The organism is Candidatus Nitrosopumilus sp. bin_32a (genome assembly GCF_054095935.1).
Map to the genome: position 1 here is coordinate 14922 of NZ_JBSWSN010000002.1, position 15231 is coordinate 30152.

The 15231-nt window shown below is 34.6% G+C and carries 19 protein-coding genes, 4 tRNA genes and 1 pseudogene; 13 read left to right on the forward strand and 11 right to left on the reverse strand.

Annotation, left to right across the window (positions count from 1 at the left end; translation table 11 throughout):
* Window positions 1-13 precede the first annotated feature (13 nt).
* Genes serS through ACW9XH_RS01055 form a run of 4 tightly spaced genes read right to left on the reverse strand, consistent with a single transcriptional unit; the run spans window position 14 to window position 3354 of the window.
* Window positions 14-1279, reverse strand: coding sequence for a serine--tRNA ligase (gene serS / locus ACW9XH_RS01040; RefSeq protein WP_457758795.1), 1266 nt, complete (start codon window positions 1277-1279; stop codon window positions 14-16).
* A complete protein-coding gene (locus ACW9XH_RS01045; RefSeq protein ID WP_457758796.1) occupies window positions 1279-1521 on the reverse strand; it encodes a KEOPS complex subunit Pcc1 in 243 nt (80 codons plus the stop codon). Before ACW9XH_RS01045 ends, serS begins: the two co-directional genes overlap by 1 nt.
* A complete protein-coding gene (locus tag ACW9XH_RS01050; protein ID WP_457758797.1) occupies window positions 1484-2905 on the reverse strand; it encodes a DHHA1 domain-containing protein in 1422 nt (473 codons plus the stop codon). Before ACW9XH_RS01050 ends, ACW9XH_RS01045 begins: the two co-directional genes overlap by 38 nt.
* Window positions 2905-3354, reverse strand: coding sequence for a 30S ribosomal protein S15 (locus ACW9XH_RS01055; protein WP_457758798.1), 450 nt, complete (start codon window positions 3352-3354; stop codon window positions 2905-2907). The genes ACW9XH_RS01050 and ACW9XH_RS01055 overlap by 1 nt, the downstream gene beginning before the upstream one ends.
* A 124-nt stretch (window positions 3355-3478) precedes the next feature.
* Here ACW9XH_RS01055 and ACW9XH_RS01060 point away from each other — a divergent pair, with 124 nt between their 5' ends.
* Together ACW9XH_RS01060 and ACW9XH_RS01065 are read left to right on the forward strand one after the other, a co-directional pair.
* Window positions 3479-3811, forward strand: coding sequence for a hypothetical protein (locus tag ACW9XH_RS01060; RefSeq protein WP_457758799.1), 333 nt, complete (start codon window positions 3479-3481; stop codon window positions 3809-3811).
* A gap of 142 nt (window positions 3812-3953) precedes the next feature.
* Window positions 3954-4223, forward strand: a complete 270-nt coding sequence (locus ACW9XH_RS01065; protein ID WP_457758800.1) for a hypothetical protein — start codon at window positions 3954-3956, stop codon at window positions 4221-4223.
* A gap of 133 nt (window positions 4224-4356) precedes the next feature.
* Here ACW9XH_RS01065 and ACW9XH_RS01070 read toward each other — a convergent pair whose 3' ends face one another.
* The 3 genes from ACW9XH_RS01070 to ACW9XH_RS01080 all read right to left on the reverse strand — a co-directional run bounded on the left by ACW9XH_RS01070 (window position 4357) and on the right by ACW9XH_RS01080 (window position 5900).
* Window positions 4357-4881, reverse strand: a complete 525-nt coding sequence (locus ACW9XH_RS01070) for a hypothetical protein (RefSeq protein ID WP_457758801.1) — start codon at window positions 4879-4881, stop codon at window positions 4357-4359.
* Window positions 4882-4919: 38 nt separating this feature from the next.
* On the reverse strand, window positions 4920-5234 hold the full coding sequence (locus tag ACW9XH_RS01075; RefSeq protein WP_457758802.1) for a hypothetical protein: 315 nt from the start codon (window positions 5232-5234) through the stop codon (window positions 4920-4922).
* A gap of 96 nt (window positions 5235-5330) precedes the next feature.
* The gene (locus ACW9XH_RS01080) at window positions 5331-5900 is read right to left on the reverse strand and encodes a methane monooxygenase/ammonia monooxygenase subunit B (RefSeq protein WP_457758803.1); all 570 of its coding nucleotides are present in this window, start codon (window positions 5898-5900) and stop codon (window positions 5331-5333) included.
* 253 nt (window positions 5901-6153) lie between these two features.
* On the opposite strand from ACW9XH_RS01080, the gene ACW9XH_RS01085 reads away from it, so the two are divergent.
* The 4 genes from ACW9XH_RS01085 to ACW9XH_RS01100 all read left to right on the forward strand — a co-directional run bounded on the left by ACW9XH_RS01085 (window position 6154) and on the right by ACW9XH_RS01100 (window position 8995).
* Window positions 6154-6717 (forward strand): methane monooxygenase/ammonia monooxygenase subunit C, encoded by a 564-nt coding sequence (locus ACW9XH_RS01085; RefSeq protein ID WP_014965814.1) that lies wholly within the window; start codon window positions 6154-6156, stop codon window positions 6715-6717.
* A gap of 113 nt (window positions 6718-6830) precedes the next feature.
* On the forward strand, window positions 6831-7193 hold the full coding sequence (locus tag ACW9XH_RS01090; protein ID WP_457758804.1) for a hypothetical protein: 363 nt from the start codon (window positions 6831-6833) through the stop codon (window positions 7191-7193).
* Between the two features lie 147 nt (window positions 7194-7340).
* The gene (locus tag ACW9XH_RS01095) at window positions 7341-7991 is read left to right on the forward strand and encodes an ammonia monooxygenase (RefSeq protein ID WP_457758805.1); all 651 of its coding nucleotides are present in this window, start codon (window positions 7341-7343) and stop codon (window positions 7989-7991) included.
* A gap of 143 nt (window positions 7992-8134) precedes the next feature.
* Window positions 8135-8995, forward strand: a complete 861-nt coding sequence (locus tag ACW9XH_RS01100) for a DNA adenine methylase (protein ID WP_457758806.1) — start codon at window positions 8135-8137, stop codon at window positions 8993-8995.
* A 1-nt stretch (window position 8996) separates the two neighbouring features.
* Here ACW9XH_RS01100 and ACW9XH_RS01105 read toward each other — a convergent pair.
* Window positions 8997-9070 (reverse strand) — tRNA-Thr (locus ACW9XH_RS01105).
* 91 nt (window positions 9071-9161) lie between these two features.
* Between ACW9XH_RS01105 and ACW9XH_RS01110 the strand changes: the two genes are divergently transcribed.
* Window positions 9162-9282, forward strand: a tRNA-Leu gene (locus tag ACW9XH_RS01110).
* Window position 9283: 1 nt separating this feature from the next.
* Here the strand turns inward: ACW9XH_RS01110 and ACW9XH_RS01115 are convergent.
* Entirely contained in the window at window positions 9284-9670 is a 387-nt protein-coding gene (locus ACW9XH_RS01115; RefSeq protein ID WP_457758807.1) for a hypothetical protein, read from the reverse strand.
* Window positions 9671-10331: 661 nt separating this feature from the next.
* On the opposite strand from ACW9XH_RS01115, the gene ACW9XH_RS01120 reads away from it, so the two are divergent.
* Window positions 10332-11225, forward strand: a complete 894-nt coding sequence (locus ACW9XH_RS01120) for an ArsR family transcriptional regulator (RefSeq protein ID WP_457758808.1) — start codon at window positions 10332-10334, stop codon at window positions 11223-11225.
* A gap of 7 nt (window positions 11226-11232) precedes the next feature.
* On the opposite strand, the gene ACW9XH_RS01125 is transcribed toward ACW9XH_RS01120, so the two are convergent.
* Window positions 11233-11307: transfer RNA gene (locus ACW9XH_RS01125), tRNA-Ile, on the reverse strand.
* 120 nt (window positions 11308-11427) lie between these two features.
* Window positions 11428-11982, reverse strand: a complete 555-nt coding sequence (locus ACW9XH_RS01130; protein ID WP_457758809.1) for a thioredoxin family protein — start codon at window positions 11980-11982, stop codon at window positions 11428-11430.
* A gap of 80 nt (window positions 11983-12062) precedes the next feature.
* Here ACW9XH_RS01130 and ACW9XH_RS01135 point away from each other — a divergent pair.
* From ACW9XH_RS01135 to ACW9XH_RS01155, 5 genes and pseudogenes are all read left to right on the forward strand, one after another.
* Window positions 12063-12136, forward strand: a tRNA-Ala gene (locus ACW9XH_RS01135).
* A gap of 306 nt (window positions 12137-12442) precedes the next feature.
* Window positions 12443-13519 (forward strand): hypothetical protein, encoded by a 1077-nt coding sequence (locus tag ACW9XH_RS01140; protein ID WP_457758810.1) that lies wholly within the window; start codon window positions 12443-12445, stop codon window positions 13517-13519.
* A 490-nt stretch (window positions 13520-14009) separates the two neighbouring features.
* A pseudogene (locus ACW9XH_RS01145) lies at window positions 14010-14279 on the forward strand (hypothetical protein); the annotation flags it as partial.
* An 80-nt stretch (window positions 14280-14359) separates the two neighbouring features.
* A complete protein-coding gene (locus tag ACW9XH_RS01150; protein WP_457758811.1) occupies window positions 14360-14836 on the forward strand; it encodes a phosphopantetheine adenylyltransferase in 477 nt (158 codons plus the stop codon).
* A 52-nt stretch (window positions 14837-14888) separates the two neighbouring features.
* Window positions 14889-15218, forward strand: coding sequence for a hypothetical protein (locus tag ACW9XH_RS01155; RefSeq protein WP_457758812.1), 330 nt, complete (start codon window positions 14889-14891; stop codon window positions 15216-15218).
* The last annotated feature ends 13 nt before the right edge of the window (window positions 15219-15231 follow it).

Sequence of the window (15231 nt, forward strand, 5' to 3'; positions counted from 1 at the left end):
TAAGGGTATATCACTAGATCTCTTTTTGATTTCCCATATAGCTCTGTAAAACACTAGGAATTCTTATGTGGCCATCCTTGGTTTGGAAATTCTCCATAATTGATACGAGAACTCTAGTTGTGGCTACCAGTGTACTGTTTAGTGTATGTACATACTGTGTATCTTCATTTGTCTTATCTCTAAATCTGATTTTTAATCGTCTTGCCTGATATTCTAAACAATTTGAGCATGAAACAATTTCTCTGTATGCGTTTTGTCCTGCCATCCAGGCTTCAATATCATATGTCTTTGCAGAAACCTTTCCCATGTCTCCAGATGATAGTAACATCACTCTGTGAGGAATTTCCAACTCTTGATAAAATTCCTCAGCTATTGCTAACATTTTTTCATGCTCTTTCCACGAGTCTTCAGGTCTTGAAAATACAAATTGTTCAATTTTATCAAACTGATGAACTCTGAAAATTCCTTTCTGATCTCTTCCATGTGCCCCAGCTTCTTTTCTAAAACATGGACTAACACCTGCATATCTTAAAGGCAAATCTTTTCCTTCTAGGATTTCTTTTGCTCTCATTGCTGCCATGGCGTGCTCTGATGTTCCAATCATGTAAAGATCTTCATCTTCTATTTTATAGATCACCTCTTCAAAATCATCTGCAATCACGGCTCCTTCCATTGATTCTCGATTAATCATGTATGGCGGTTGAATTAACGAATATTCTTTTTTTGCAAGAAAATCCAAACCAAAGTGGATTAATGAATGATTTAACCTTACAAGATCATTTTTTAAATAATAAAATCTAGCTCCTGCTACTTTTGCAGCTCTTTCTAGATCTACCAAATCTAGGTTCTCTGAGATATCGATATGATCGTTTATCTTGAATTCAAAATTTGGAATTTTCCCCCATTTTTTGATTTCCATATTTGCATTTTCATCTGCACCAACAGGAACAGATTCATGAACAAGGTTTGGAATGGTTAGTGCTAATTTAGAATATGTGTTTTCAACTATTTCTTGTTCTGATTCTAATTTTGTAAGTTGTGCTGAAATATCTTTCATTTCTGATAAAATTGATGAGGCATCTTCCCCTGCTTTCTTTTTTTGAGAAATCTCTAATGCTACTTGATTTTTCTTTTTTCGTAATTCATCTGTTTTAATTATTAATTCACGTCTTTTTTGATCAGATTCAATTAATGTGTCCAAATCAAAATCAACAGATCTATCTTTGAGCATATTGCGAATTATCTGTGGCTTTTCTTTGATTAATTTTGGATCTAGCATTATTCTATCACCTTTAACGCAACTTGGATATGTTCCATCACTTCATCAACTGTACTAGTTAGCTGTTTGATATTCTTTTTACTTTTAAAATTAAAAACTAGTTTGTTGTCCATATTTTCAACATTAAGACTCAATCCCTCTGGGAAATCTACATTGTCTGGTTCTAAGGCTTTTTTTACGGTTTCAGCTTTTTCTTTTGATATGTTATTGAGAATTACCTGAACTTGACACGTTAATGACATTTACTTCTAAATAGTTAAGAAACTCATCTAATTTGTCTTTAGTTATTTTTGCTCCTGCAGCTGCATTATGACCTCCACCAATACCGTTGAATTTCTCAGCACCTGTTCTCATTATTTCACTAAGATTGATATCTGACGTACAACCAAAAGACTTTCTTGATGAGAACTTGATTGTGTTCTCATCACCCTTTGTTCTCAAAATTACAATTTTTCCAGAATTTTTTGGTGATCCTGCAATTAATGATGAAATGGTACCTGTCATTGTTTCTGGAACTATGTCTTCACCGTTTACCATGATGCATGTCTTACTTTCAGAAATTCTCCATCTTTCATTTGATAAAATATTCATATATTCTCGGATCATTTTTCTATAATCTGTTAGAATGGTTTCTGCTTCTCTTAGAATTTTGTTTCTATCTCCCATACATACTGCCATTCCTACTCCCGAACGATTGATTCTTCCACATGAGTTTAACATAGTTGAAAATTCTCTTCCGTCTCTCAAGAAACTTCTGTTGTCTTCTCTTGGGAATGTATAGGTATATCCAATCAGTTCTGACATTATTTCTGTGGCGTTTTGCCCTGAAGCGAATTTGGTAATTGATTCAATGACTTGTCTTTTTTCTTCTTCATTTAGTTCAGCTGGAACTCTCCACCTTCCTTCTTCTTTGAGATTAATTCCCGATGAATTTAGTAGTGAAAAACATGTGTCTCTATTCCAAGTTAATCCCTCAATAAATGGCTGTGATGTAAAGGCCAAGGCATCTGCAAGCGGTCTTGTTTCTCTTCCAACTAACAATAAATCCAAATCAATATCCACCAAACCCAGTTCTTTGGCAGTGTTTGCAATCTCAAAGTTTTTACCTGTAAATGATTTTCGTTCTCCCTGATCTTGTCTATCTCCTAAAGCTGAAACAACTGCAATTGCAGATAAATCTGAATTTCTTTCATCAAGGGCTACTGATGCAAGATATGCCATTCCTCCAGCACATATGTCGACGCCTCCATCAATTCCATATCTCCATGAATTTATGACATTTTGATTATCCATCTCTTCATTTGGAATTTGGTGATGATCTAAAACAATCCAGTTATCTCCCAATGTTTTATCTAATTCATTTGCAAAACCTCCTCCTAGATCAGTTACTATGTGAAAATCTCTAGAATCTGTTTTGAATGATTCTAGAACATTTTTACTAAATTCTTTTGATGTTCTAACTGTACAATTGGCACCTGCTCTGATTAGGGCTTTAGTAATAATGCTGCCTGATGTTAATCCATCACAATCAATATGAGTTGTAACTGAAATTGATTTTTTTGATTTTATACAATCTAAAATTTTGTCCTTGAAAAATGAAAGTGATTCGTCAAGCGATTTTGTCATTACTCTAGTTGAGCAACCACGGATTTATACTTCCATGTTTTATCAATTCTTCCAATTCTTTTGTAGTAGACTGATAGTCTGTGAACTTTGGCTTCAATTAATTCCAAAGATCTAACATTTCTATTGTCTCCTTTGTTTGATTTAAGATGTTTTTGAAGATTCACTGCTTTTCTAACAATGTTTTCTAGGTCTTCAGGCATTTCAGCTTTCAAATCATGTTCTTCTAAAATTTGACCCATTTTTTTATTGGTTATTGCTTTCACTAGGGGAATGGAATGTTGATCTCTTAATTTAATTCCTGTTTGACTAGGGGTTAATCCATCTTTGGCATATTTTATAATTAATTCTTCAATTTCTGCAGGGCTCTGTGTAATCCAAGAAGGTGCACGAAGTGTAGCTGGTCTAATTGAATGTGATTTTCCATGTCTATGTGTGTGCATTCGTCCCATGATTTGGCTCATTATAGAGCAGAATTAAACGTTACTTATACTGATCTCGTACATTATATCAAAATTTGGTGTTCAGAATAAAAGTTAAATAACTCTCGTCCACCAAAACGAGCAGGTAAACAGTATGAATACAAAAATACTATTAGCAGCATCTCTAATCGCTGTATTCACTATAGGACTCTATGCAGAAAGTGCAGTAGCATTTGCACAATACATGGGTAATGTCGGTAGTGAAGGACAAACCGGATCTTATACATTAGAAGAAGCACTTGAGATTCAAACAAGAAGAATCGCAGCAGCACAAGCTAATCCATCATCTGGTTCAGGAACTCCATATCTTGATGCAAGTGGTGTAGTTGGTGCAGCAGTAATTGCTGGTGCAGTATTCGGTGGTATTGCAGGGGCTTTCTTCATTAGAGGAAGATCTGGCAAATACGCAGCAATGGGTAGAGGATAATCAAACCTCACATTTCTCTTATTTTATTATCTCTTCTTAGTGTAAACTGATTTTATTCATTTTCTTTTCTTGAAGAATCCTGATCTCGTACTTTCTGATAATAAAAGAAATGTATATATCGCAGAAATAGAGCCAAATTATTATGATTCCTATCGTAGGTACTTTCCTCAGCATCCTGTCTTCAATAACAGGACAACTGGGACCAAACTACGACCCATTATTCTACGATGTAATGATTTACATCTTCGGAACCATCATGTTCACAATATTCCTTCTTGGAGTAATCTCATTTTGGTTACGTGTACACGGCTGGGCTTACAAAGACAACCGTGAGAGATGGGTTGATGAATTAGACAGACACTTTGAAAGAGAAGGTATCGGTCTTATTCCAGACAACGGTAAATACTGGTAAATCACTTTCTTCTTTTCATTATTTTTAAAATCTCTTAGTGAAAACTATGGTCTTTTTTCAAAGTTCTAGTAATCACAATTTTTTACAAAGTCAACAATGCTAGTTTTCAGGTAATTACGAATCTGCTATATCCTTAATTTTCTAGTTCTGGAAGGAAGTCTTTGTCTTTAGATGAATCATAATCTTTTGAAGTAAACACTGCTTTGTAGTGATATTTGTCCTGTATTGGAGTTTTCAGACCTTGATCTGACAATCTATCATTTACATAAATTTCCGTTTTTGACTCTTCAACATCTCTAATTTGAAACTTGGAAATGTATAAGAAATGACCTATCTCGAAATTCGGATTTTCTGTCCATTCGGCATGTACTGTACCATCATTAGATAGTGTGTATATAGCTCTTTGACAATCTTCTGTGATTCCAATATTTGGCTGAACTTCAGCTTTCTGACCATCCATAATCATTTCAAATGTAAATGATATTTTCCAATCTGTATCAATGTCGTCAATACAAGCATTATGTGGTTGCTGACCTATCATGGGGTTTACTATCAAACTAGTAAGCAATACTGCGATGCCACCTATGATTGCACTTAGTACAAGAAATTTTATTGTCTTGCTTCTTTTGTACGGATCCCCCATTCCAGGATATTTCATCGTGATGACTTTGACCAGATTCCTTAAAGTCCTTTCTCTTATTCATACATAATTTCAATTGTGTCACATTGGTCTTGATGGTCTGCCAAAAAGTAGGTTATTTCATCAGAATCAATTTCTAACCATTCTGATTCTCCTTTGTAGGGAAGATAATCTTCCATGAATACATTCCCTTCTCCTGATATTCTAACTATAATTTTTTCATTTTTTGGTTTTATTGGAAAAGGTAATTTTAGAACTTTTCCTCTTCTTTGATTTTGAATGTTTACTTTGTATTTGTCAGAACGGAATTCTGTTTCTCCAAAAAAATAACTCTGAAAAATATCTAATTTTGTTATTTTAAAACTTAGCATATTTTCATTAATATTTTCTAGAAGATAAACTTGGTTTGTTTTCTTACGGAAACCGTAAAGAAGAATCTAATAAATGAAAAGGAAAAATTGGGTTGTTTAGATTACTTGCCAGGGTCGTGTTGCAAACGTAATAACATAACCAACACCGATAATGATTGATTGATATGCGATGTTTGTATATGGAATTGGTTTGATAATTGGATCTCCTTCAACTACTACTGTTTGACCTGGACCTAGTCCTGGACCAACTTGTGCTACGTTGAGTTGGGTGTGTACGTGGTATACACCTGCTTCAAGTGCTTTGGCAGATAGTGAGTAATCGACGACAGCATTACCTGGAATGTCAAAGACGTTTCCTGGTGGGTCTCTTGCCAACATCTCCCATCTGTTACCTGCGTTGGTTGACTCTGTGAAAATGGATAGCCATCCTCTTAGGTCTCTTTCTACTAAACTAACTAAAGTTCCTTGAAGTGTCAAGGTTTCGCCAGTTTGTAGGGATTGTCTGTTGAAGGTTTCATCCTCAATTCTGATGAAACGACTCTGGAGTTGTGCTTGGACACCGTGTGCATCTGCAGTTGGAAGTACGGATTCAACCCAGTTGAAACCTAAAGTTCCTAGTGCAAGTACTACAGCAAGTCCAAATACGAAAATTCTTTTTTCGACCATAGTTATCCCTAAAGTACGGAAATAAAACACAACGTTATATGTTTTACCTTCATAACGAGGATCGACACTTTATTCATTGTTAAGCATTGATGTATAACATCAAAATTGATAAAAAAATGGACTAAATTATAATGTTTTAAATGCAAAAATATATAATATTTATATTTATTTTTTAATTAATTATAATATATTAGAATAAATCAGCATTGTTTGAAACTCTTACTTTATATTCCGAATTAACATGATGGTATGCATGGCACAGATGCCCGCATTAATCCCAAAAGAAGTTGAGATCCAGAGACTAAAGAAAGTCTGGCTCATCGTTATTGCTATGGGTTCTACTGCAGCATCAGTCGAAGTAGACAACTTCGTTGATGGATCTTTACATCAAACCTCTATCAGAGATAGTGCTTTCACACCAGCACACTGGTGGCTATACTCCCACTTCATCACATTACCACTTGGATGGGGAGCAGCAGCAATCTATGATAGAAAAATTCCAGTTCTTAGAGGCCCAAATAATTCAATGAACACTGGATTGAAGATGACCATTCTTGGTTACCTTGCAACCATGTTTACAATTGGTGTCAATGAGATGTGGCATTTCTGGTTTGTAGAAGAAATCTTTGCAGTTCCAAACCATTGGATGTTTAACATGGGAGTCGTAGTGGCTTTCATGGGTGCACTAGCATACGTAGTTAGAGTATATGCTCGACTCGTAGAACTTGGTGCAGAAACTCCTGGAGAGAACCCATACGTTGCTGAGATGTACAAGATGGCCTTAGAAGGCAAATTGTACAGCAGAGCAATTCCTTAGAAAAAGTGCATTAGCACATTTTTTATTTTTCTTATTTTTCAAAACGACGTAGATCGTACCTGTATGCCCTTTTAAGAAAGACTTAAAAGAATATGGATTAGAATAATTCCATAATGACTCTTCCAAAAGGATTCGGTTCTGGCGGCGCTGGTGGATCATCAAGTGCTGATGTAGAACGAATGATTGGTAGACGCGTTGAAAATATGACTGGTATGATCACAGTATCATTCTGGGCAGCAATATTGGCAACTTTTGGTGGTACTGCAGCTGGATACTTCTATTATCCATGGGCATATCCAACAGCAAGTGGCCACTTCGCTTTCATCGTACTTACAATCATTATCACAATAGGTTACATCTTCTGTGTTAAAGTCATGGAAGAAGGTTCCAACAAAAACAGTAACGGTATCGTTGCTGCTAGTGTTGCTGGTGCAACAGTATTTTGCTTGTTTGTATCACTATACGTTGGTTGGTAACTAGAAGGAAACCCCTTCAGCAATTTTCTTTTTCATTTTAATTTAGAACTACTTGTGATGAATATTTCTCCATTTTATCTCAAGTCGGAAATGACGATCTTCATCTCACTCTAAAATTTTATATACTGACCGTTTCTTTGACTTCTTATGGTCTGGTTAAGACGATGTACACACTACTTATTCATAGTAGTAGTTGCAGTTAACTCAACACTGTTAACAATTAATGCAGGAGACTACATCTTCTACACTGACTGGGCTTGGACTTCGTACACGGTATTTTCAATATCGCAAACGTTGATGCTTATTGTAGGTGCTACATACTATCTTACATTTACAGGCGTTCCAGGCACAGCAACGTACTACGCTCTAATTATGACAGTATACACATGGGTCGCAAAAGCCGCATGGTTTTCGTTAGGATACCCATATGACTTCATTGTCACTCCAATTTGGCTACCATCAGCAATGCTGTTGGACTTAGTTTATTGGGCAACAAAGAAGAACAAGCACAGCTTGATACTGTTTGGCGGAGTACTAGTAGGAATGTCATTACCATTGTTCAATATGGTAAACCTGATAACGGTAGCAGACCCACTAGAAACGGCATTCAAATATCCAAGACCAACATTGCCACCATACATGACACCGATAGAACCGCAAGTAGGTAAATTCTATAACAGCCCAGTTGCGCTCGGTGCAGGTGCAGGTGCAGTATTGGCATGTACGTTTGCAGCATTAGGTTGTAAACTTAACACTTGGACATACAGATGGATGGCCGCTTGGTCAAAGTGGGACTAAAAACTCCAACCTTTTCCTTTTCATTTTATTATCTATCCCTTAGAGGATTCTCTACACTTCCAAAAATTTGATTAAAAAATACCACACAGCTTGTGATCTTTTATTGTCTATTTTGACAATATGTAATCTTGTGATTATGATATGTGAAGCAGCAATACGGTCAGATTCTAACTATTCCAAAACCCTTTGTAAAATGGGCTGGCGGAAAACGTCAACTAATTCCTATACTAAATGAAAATTTACCTAAATCCTTTGGAACTTATTTTGAACCTTTCTTGGGAGGTGGTGCATTACTTTTCCATATGTTGACAGAACGTAATGGTCAGAAATGTAGTATTTCTGATCTTAATTCTGATCTTGTTTTATCCTATACTACAATTCGAGATAGAACAGACGCATTAATTGCTTCACTAAAAAATCATGAAAAAAACTATCAAAAAGATTCTAAATCATACTATTACTCTATTAGGGAAAGTACTCCTAGAAGCCAAATTGAAAAAACTTCTCGATTAATTTTCTTGAATAGAACTTGTTTCAATGGATTATACAGAGTTAACAGTAAGGGAAAATTCAATGTCCCGTTGGGTAAATACACAAATCCAAATATTGTAAATGAAGACAATCTTCGTTCTGTGAGTAATATCTTACAATCAAGCAAAGTCCATATACAATGTAGGGATTTTGAGGCAGTCCTCAGAGATGCTAAAAAAGGTGATCTAGTATACTTTGATCCTCCATATCAACCAGTTAGTGATACAGCTAATTTTACCAGTTACACAAACAAGGATTTCACTTTTGACGATCTTAGCAGGTTGGCAGAACTCTGTATGGATTTAGATTCTAAAGGATGCAATGTACTTTTGTCAAATTCCAATTCTAAAGAAGTTGAAGATATGTTTTCGACAAAACCTTGGAAAGTATCTAAAATCAGGGCAAATCGCTCAATTAATTCCAACTCTAAAAAGAGAACTGGTCACTTTGAATTATTGATTAAAAATTATTAGGAGCTTCGAACGGGATCTGAACCCGTGACCTTTACATTACCAATGTAACGCTCTACCAGACTGAGCTACCGAAGCACAAATTCACCCTGTAGAAAATCCTTATAATTCTTGATTCTGGGTAAATTCACTCTAAACTGTTAAATTTCACTCAGATTTTTATCCTTTTGGAGGAGTAATCAAGCCTGGCCAAAGTAAGCACTATGTGCTTTTGGACATGCAGGACTTAAGATCAAATATGGGTGATCCTGTCTCTCAGGAGTTCGTGGGTTCAAATCCCACCTCCTCCACTTATCTTGGATTTTTAATTCCTCTAGCGTTTAGAACTTCATACACATCTGGCAATGAGAATACAAATCCAACATGGACACAAGTTTTTTCATCACAGAGCTGACAAAATAATTCTCCTTTTTGAATTGCAACTTCTGCAATTCTATTTTTAATATTGTCTTTAAGAATAACACGATCATCATCAACTGAAATTTTTTCTATCTTTGGAGCATACCTTGCAAATGTTTTGTCCTTTTGCATCATCTCCTCTAACATGTAAGTTACATAACCGGCAAAACTGTTTACCCCTTTCATTGTTAGATCGTCTTTACTCTTTTGATAAACTTCGTGGAATTTATCATAAACAGTTTCTGAAACAGTGATTGATTTGAATCCGGCTTTTGGCAATTTACTTTTCCTTACCGTACAATAAAGTACCCAAGTATATAATGTTTTATTTTAAAGGTACTGTTAATCCTGTGGGACATATTCTTCTTGTAAACTAGCGGGACATGGATTGAATGTTGTTCTAAATGATTATATAATTATGGTTAAGGGCAGACTCAATGCGAAAATCCCTCAAATTATTCTTAATAGGTTTGACATTATCTTTTGTTATTTCAATATCAGAGGTTTTCGAATTAGAACAATTACCAGATGACCCCCTAGAATTTCTTCAATATACAATATCTTTCTCAGGTGGATACGTTCGATTATTGTATTATTCTCTTTTAGTAGTCGTCATACCATTTATAGCAATTCCGCAATTAGATGCAAAGGTTAGCAAGAAAGTGCATTACATCTACATATTCTTATCGGGAATCACTTTTGGGTTTTCGATTATCGGAGTATACACAGTACTGACCCAAAGAATACTGATCTAATTTTTACTAGCATTTTGAATTAGGGTTTTTTACTTATCTTTTCCTTTTATTTTTATTCCACAAACCTCAGCAGGTGTCTTACCATCAAGACCCATGTGTGGTCTAACATAATTATGATAAATCTGAGAACCATCAAAATGCTAGTAAAAATTAGTCTTTATAGAATACTATAGTCCAAGAGCATTATGGGAAAAGGCTATTCTACTGAAGAGATAAGAGAAAATTTAATTTTAATTTTAGATGATGCTGTTTCTGGAATGTCTGGAGTTGAGATTTCTGAAAAAATGGGCGTCAATAGAATTACCATGTCAAAATATCTCAAGGTTTTTGCAGCAGAAGGCTTGCTCCGACAAAAAAATATTGGAAATGTTACTTTGTGGTTTTTAGAACCTGGACAAGAATCATTCAACTTTCCTGATGATTATTTCAAAGTGACTCCGCAATATCTTGATTATTTGATTAAGGGTACGGAGGATCAAGTGTACTCACTAATTCGTAATTGTTTACATTCTGGAGGGACAGTGAATCGTTTGGTATTGGAAGTGGTTTTTCCATCTATTGATCATGTTAAGAAATTATATGATGATGGAAAAATTGGAACTTCAGAACAAAACCTCTTGATGAATATTATTTCCAAATCACTTCAAATTTTTAATCAAATTCAAGTTGTCTCTGATCCCAAAAAAAATGTAGTTGTTATGGCAGATGATGCCCATAGCCGATTATATTCTGAAGCTGCCTCGGCAATTTATCATTCTGATGGATGGAATGTTTCTGACTTGGGTGATATGTCATCTGCAATCAATGTGTTATTTGATCTTGATTTTCAAAAATTAATAGGAAAAATCTGGAAACAAAAACCTGGCATTCTGATAATAGTGGTGTTTTCTAAAACTGATGAGGGACTAAACTTTTTTGCTGATTCTATTAATCCCATAAAACAAAAATCTGGAAAACAGATGAAATTGGCACTTTGTGGAAAAGTATCTAAAAAAACTAAAATCACTTCTGATTTAACATCTGATAAAATTGGAGATATTTTACAATGGTCTCAAACGGTATCTCAGAATTTGAAATAATGAAAAATGGGCCCGATGTGATTCGAACACATGACCTTTCGATTATCAGTCGAACGCTCCAGCCAAGCTGAGCTACGAGCCCACGAAGAAATCTCTAGGCTAGACTCATTTAAGTTTAATTTGCCTTCGAGTTTGGGACCAAAATCATTTCATGTTTGAGATATTTCAGGTATGATTTTGTACCCAAAATGAGAGGATAAGTTTAATTTTCTTTCCATTTGATTGAACAGCCAATCGAGGGGTCAAAATCTTTTTCAATTTTATCCCCTGATATCAATTTCTCTATATTGAGAATCATTGTTTTCTCAGTTACCTCGTCATCTGGTTTCATAGCATTATCTATTTTTCCATGAAAAACTAACTGTTTTTGTGCATTAAACAAGAAAGGATCTGGGGTACACATGGCACCATATTTTTTAGCAATCTCTTGTGATTCATCTACCAAATAATCAAATTCAAATCCTTTCTCTTTTGCTGTCTGTTTCATAGCATCAAAACTATCTTCAGGATAATCCGTAGAATCATTACTGTTAATTCCAATCATTGCTATGTCTTTTCCACATTTTTTGTATAATTCATTGAGGGCATCTACTTTTGCTTTAACGTATGGACAATGATTACACATGAAAATTATCAAAATTCCTTTGTAACTGCTATAGTCTTTTAATGAATGCATTTTGTCATCAATGCCCATTAATTCAAAATCTGGTGCAATATCTCCTGTTTTTAGTTTGATTTGTGATTCTAAAAGCACCATATTGGAACAATCGTGTTTTCAAATAAAATTCTTGCCAAGAAGACAACAATTAAAATCCACACTTTACTCATTCATCTTGTGGGCCGGTAGTATAGCCTGGTAGTATACCCGCCTTGCACGCGGGGGGTCACGGATTCAAATTCCGTCCGGTCCACTTTCTAACCTCTCCGATCTACGCTGAAATTCAGATTCCAAGATGGATTTAAATAGGATTAGTTTCCGTTTTTCATTATGACAAGTGCAACAGACGCATGGCCGGTATTCATACCACTTATTGTTGGTTTAGCTCCAGGTTTAATTTACTGGTTAGCAATTACCGCAAAGAGAAAATAAATTTTATACCTATTTTTAATTTCTTTTTATTCTTCTAACTCAGTGTAAACTGGGTTTAACGTTGTTACCTTTCTTGTTCACTATTTGATATGTTACACGAAATTAATCTCTAATCTTAAGGAAAATTATGATAAAGGTTGTTCTATGCACTTTTTTGATATTACTTTTAATTCCGTTTAATCAGGGTTTTTCTCAAGTAACAGATAATGCTCCTACACTTAATGTGTCTCTAAGCAATCAATCTCCGTTTGTATATCAAGATTCAGAAGGCCATACTGTAGTAGTTGGATTAGTTGAAAATAACAATTCTTTGACTCCTATATCTAATGTCAAAATTCAAGTGACTTTCTATGATGATACTGATCCTACTCCTTTAGAAGTTGTACAAGGTTCAACTACTCTTGAAGTAATCGCCCCTAATGGCAAGTCAACTTATTCTATACGTTCTCAATCTCCAAATCCAACAATATCTGAGGCTTCTGTTTCTCTATTGGGATTTGATTCCTCTGTAGAAAAACAAAAAGGACTCACAGTGTATTCTACTGATGTATTTTTAGATACTTCATTTAGATTCTCAGGAGTTTTACAAAACGGAGGTGCCCCAAGTTCTAATACTAACGTCTATCTTGCATTTTATGATGGCTTTGAGCCTCCCCGAATTCTTAGTGTATCTACAATAGAACTGGGTAATGTAGATCTAAACACTGATGTCTCTTTTGAGTTGGATGAATTAATTGATTCTAAATCTGTAGGATTCTTCTTATTTGCAGAATCCAATGTTTTTATTTCTGACTTGGTAGATATTCAAATTCCTATTTCACAAATTCCTGATAAATTGATAACCATTTCTGGAGTGTCAGTAGAGGATTCTAACGGAGAGAAACTCTCTGAACTCAAAGTTGGTTCTACAGCTTTCATTAAAAGTGAAACATGGATTGAATTTGCTAGAGATCAAGAATCTGATGAAACCGCCTATACCTATTATGTACAGATAAAAAAATCTCCTGAAATTCGTGATAATTCTCCAACTGTAGAATTTATTGGAAAATTTGATGGGCGATTTATTGGAACTGGACAAGAAACTCAAATGATAGATTGGATTCCAGAACAATCTGGGTTGTTTTTCATTGAAACATTTGTCTGGGATCGAAATAATATCCCGCTTGCTGAACAAGGTCCATTCGTTCTAATACTAGTAAACTAAAACTCTAATCTTTTACTCCCTTTTCTTCTCACCGTTTAAATGCAGAAAGGAATGTACAATCTTAATTATGAATAAGAAAATTTTTACTATTTCAATAATTTCTTTAATTCTGATATCTTCTTCTGGACAGTCAGTTTTGGGTTATGGTGGACCACCTGAACAAAGTAGTGCTAATAATTACACTGTAAAGATAATTTCTGATAATGAATCTTATTCTATTGGAGAATCTGTAACATTTTCTGGTAATGTAAACAAATATGATGCAGAAAGAAGTTTACGAATTTCAATTTTTAGTGGTAGTAATCTAGCTGTTACTCAAAAAGTACCTGTAGATCTTGATGGTACCTTTTCATATGTTGTACCTTTGAATGAGAAATTCAGTGAAGGTAAATTCACAGTAAAGGCTCAATATGGAAATACAAAAACAACAATTGCAATCATTTCATTTGTAGTGAATTCCAATGACACTATGCCGTCTCAAAATAATAAAATTCCTGATTGGATTAAGAACAACGCAGGATGGTGGGCAGATGGGCAAATTGATGATAATTCATTTGTAGAAGGCATTCAATTCTTAATCAAAGAAGGATTCATGAATATTCCAATCACTGAGCAAGGTTTAGCATCTCAAAATAATAAAATTCCTGATTGGATTAAGAACAACGCAGGATGGTGGGCAGATGGGCAAATTGATGATAATTCATTTGTAGAAGGCATTCAATTCTTAATCAAAGAAGGATTCATGAAATTATCAAAATAAAGCAAAATTTCTAAATAATTTAGGCCTCAAAGATATAAAAAAACTAGTAGATTTATTTTCAAAGAATACTGTTACTTTACATGTCTAAATTTTCTCTTACAGCAATGGGTGGAACATTTGATATTCTCCATAAAGGCCATCTTACTTTATTATCTAATGCATTTGATGTCTCTGATAAAGTAATCATAGGAATTACAAGTGATGAATTTGCTATTAAAAAAGGTAAAATTCTTACAAACAAATATGACCAACGTTTTAAAAATTTGATATATGTTATTTCAAAAGAATTCCCTGATGCCTCTTTTGAAATTAGTAAATTGGAAAATGATTTTGGACCTGCCGTTCTAGAAAGCGGAGTTGAGGCATTAATTGTTAGTGATGAAACAAGCAATCAAGGAATCATCCTTAATGAATTAAGAGCAAAAAAGAATCTTCCACCGGTTCAAATTGTTACGGTTCCAATGTTTTTGGCACAAGACGGAACAAGAATATCCACGACTAGAATTAAAAACTCTGAAATTGATGTTGACGGAAACTTGTTATCAATTGACAAGTAGCTTATCGAACTTTGAGTAATTGGAATAAAACAAAATTTTTGGATTGAGCCTCATGGCGATCATTAATCATATGATGAAAAAAATTGATACTGATGTGGCCAATCTCAAACAGGGATTGCACCCTCAAAATCTTTCATACTGGTATGATAAAATTATCAAAGAAACTATTGAAATGGCTCCGCCGTGGCTTCAGGATAAAATCAAAGTTCACCAAGACCCTGTGCTCACAATGAAATTTAATTTAGATATTTCAAAACGTGCTGTTAGATATTTTATGATTGCAGTTGATAATAATTTGGATGATATGCCATATTCCACCAAACTATATTTTCTTAAAGTGCAAGAAATAATGTCAACTGAAATGGATAAATCATTGGTTTAGGTGATTTTTTTAA

What these genes read in the sequence shown, in the direction of transcription:
- serS (WP_457758795.1), bottom strand. Translation starts at nt 1,279, where the DNA reads ATGCTAGATCCAAAATTAATCAAAGAAAAGCCACAGATAATTCGCAAT.
- ACW9XH_RS01045 (WP_457758796.1), bottom strand. Translation starts at nt 1,521, where the DNA reads ATGTCATTAACGTGTCAAGTTCAGGTAATTCTCAATAACATATCAAAA.
- ACW9XH_RS01050 (WP_457758797.1), bottom strand. Translation starts at nt 2,905, where the DNA reads ATGACAAAATCGCTTGACGAATCACTTTCATTTTTCAAGGACAAAATT.
- ACW9XH_RS01055 (WP_457758798.1), bottom strand. Translation starts at nt 3,354, where the DNA reads ATGGGACGAATGCACACACATAGACATGGAAAATCACATTCAATTAGA.
- ACW9XH_RS01060 (WP_457758799.1), top strand. Translation starts at nt 3,479, where the DNA reads ATGAATACAAAAATACTATTAGCAGCATCTCTAATCGCTGTATTCACT.
- ACW9XH_RS01065 (WP_457758800.1), top strand. Translation starts at nt 3,954, where the DNA reads ATGATTCCTATCGTAGGTACTTTCCTCAGCATCCTGTCTTCAATAACA.
- ACW9XH_RS01070 (WP_457758801.1), bottom strand. Translation starts at nt 4,881, where the DNA reads ATGAAATATCCTGGAATGGGGGATCCGTACAAAAGAAGCAAGACAATA.
- ACW9XH_RS01075 (WP_457758802.1), bottom strand. Translation starts at nt 5,234, where the DNA reads ATGCTAAGTTTTAAAATAACAAAATTAGATATTTTTCAGAGTTATTTT.
- ACW9XH_RS01080 (WP_457758803.1), bottom strand. Translation starts at nt 5,900, where the DNA reads ATGGTCGAAAAAAGAATTTTCGTATTTGGACTTGCTGTAGTACTTGCA.
- ACW9XH_RS01085 (WP_014965814.1), top strand. Translation starts at nt 6,154, where the DNA reads ATGGCACAGATGCCCGCATTAATCCCAAAAGAAGTTGAGATCCAGAGA.
- ACW9XH_RS01090 (WP_457758804.1), top strand. Translation starts at nt 6,831, where the DNA reads ATGACTCTTCCAAAAGGATTCGGTTCTGGCGGCGCTGGTGGATCATCA.
- ACW9XH_RS01095 (WP_457758805.1), top strand. Translation starts at nt 7,341, where the DNA reads ATGGTCTGGTTAAGACGATGTACACACTACTTATTCATAGTAGTAGTT.
- ACW9XH_RS01120 (WP_457758808.1), top strand. Translation starts at nt 10,332, where the DNA reads ATGGGAAAAGGCTATTCTACTGAAGAGATAAGAGAAAATTTAATTTTA.
- ACW9XH_RS01130 (WP_457758809.1), bottom strand. Translation starts at nt 11,982, where the DNA reads ATGGTGCTTTTAGAATCACAAATCAAACTAAAAACAGGAGATATTGCA.
- ACW9XH_RS01140 (WP_457758810.1), top strand. Translation starts at nt 12,443, where the DNA reads ATGATAAAGGTTGTTCTATGCACTTTTTTGATATTACTTTTAATTCCG.
- ACW9XH_RS01150 (WP_457758811.1), top strand. Translation starts at nt 14,360, where the DNA reads ATGTCTAAATTTTCTCTTACAGCAATGGGTGGAACATTTGATATTCTC.
- ACW9XH_RS01155 (WP_457758812.1), top strand. Translation starts at nt 14,889, where the DNA reads ATGGCGATCATTAATCATATGATGAAAAAAATTGATACTGATGTGGCC.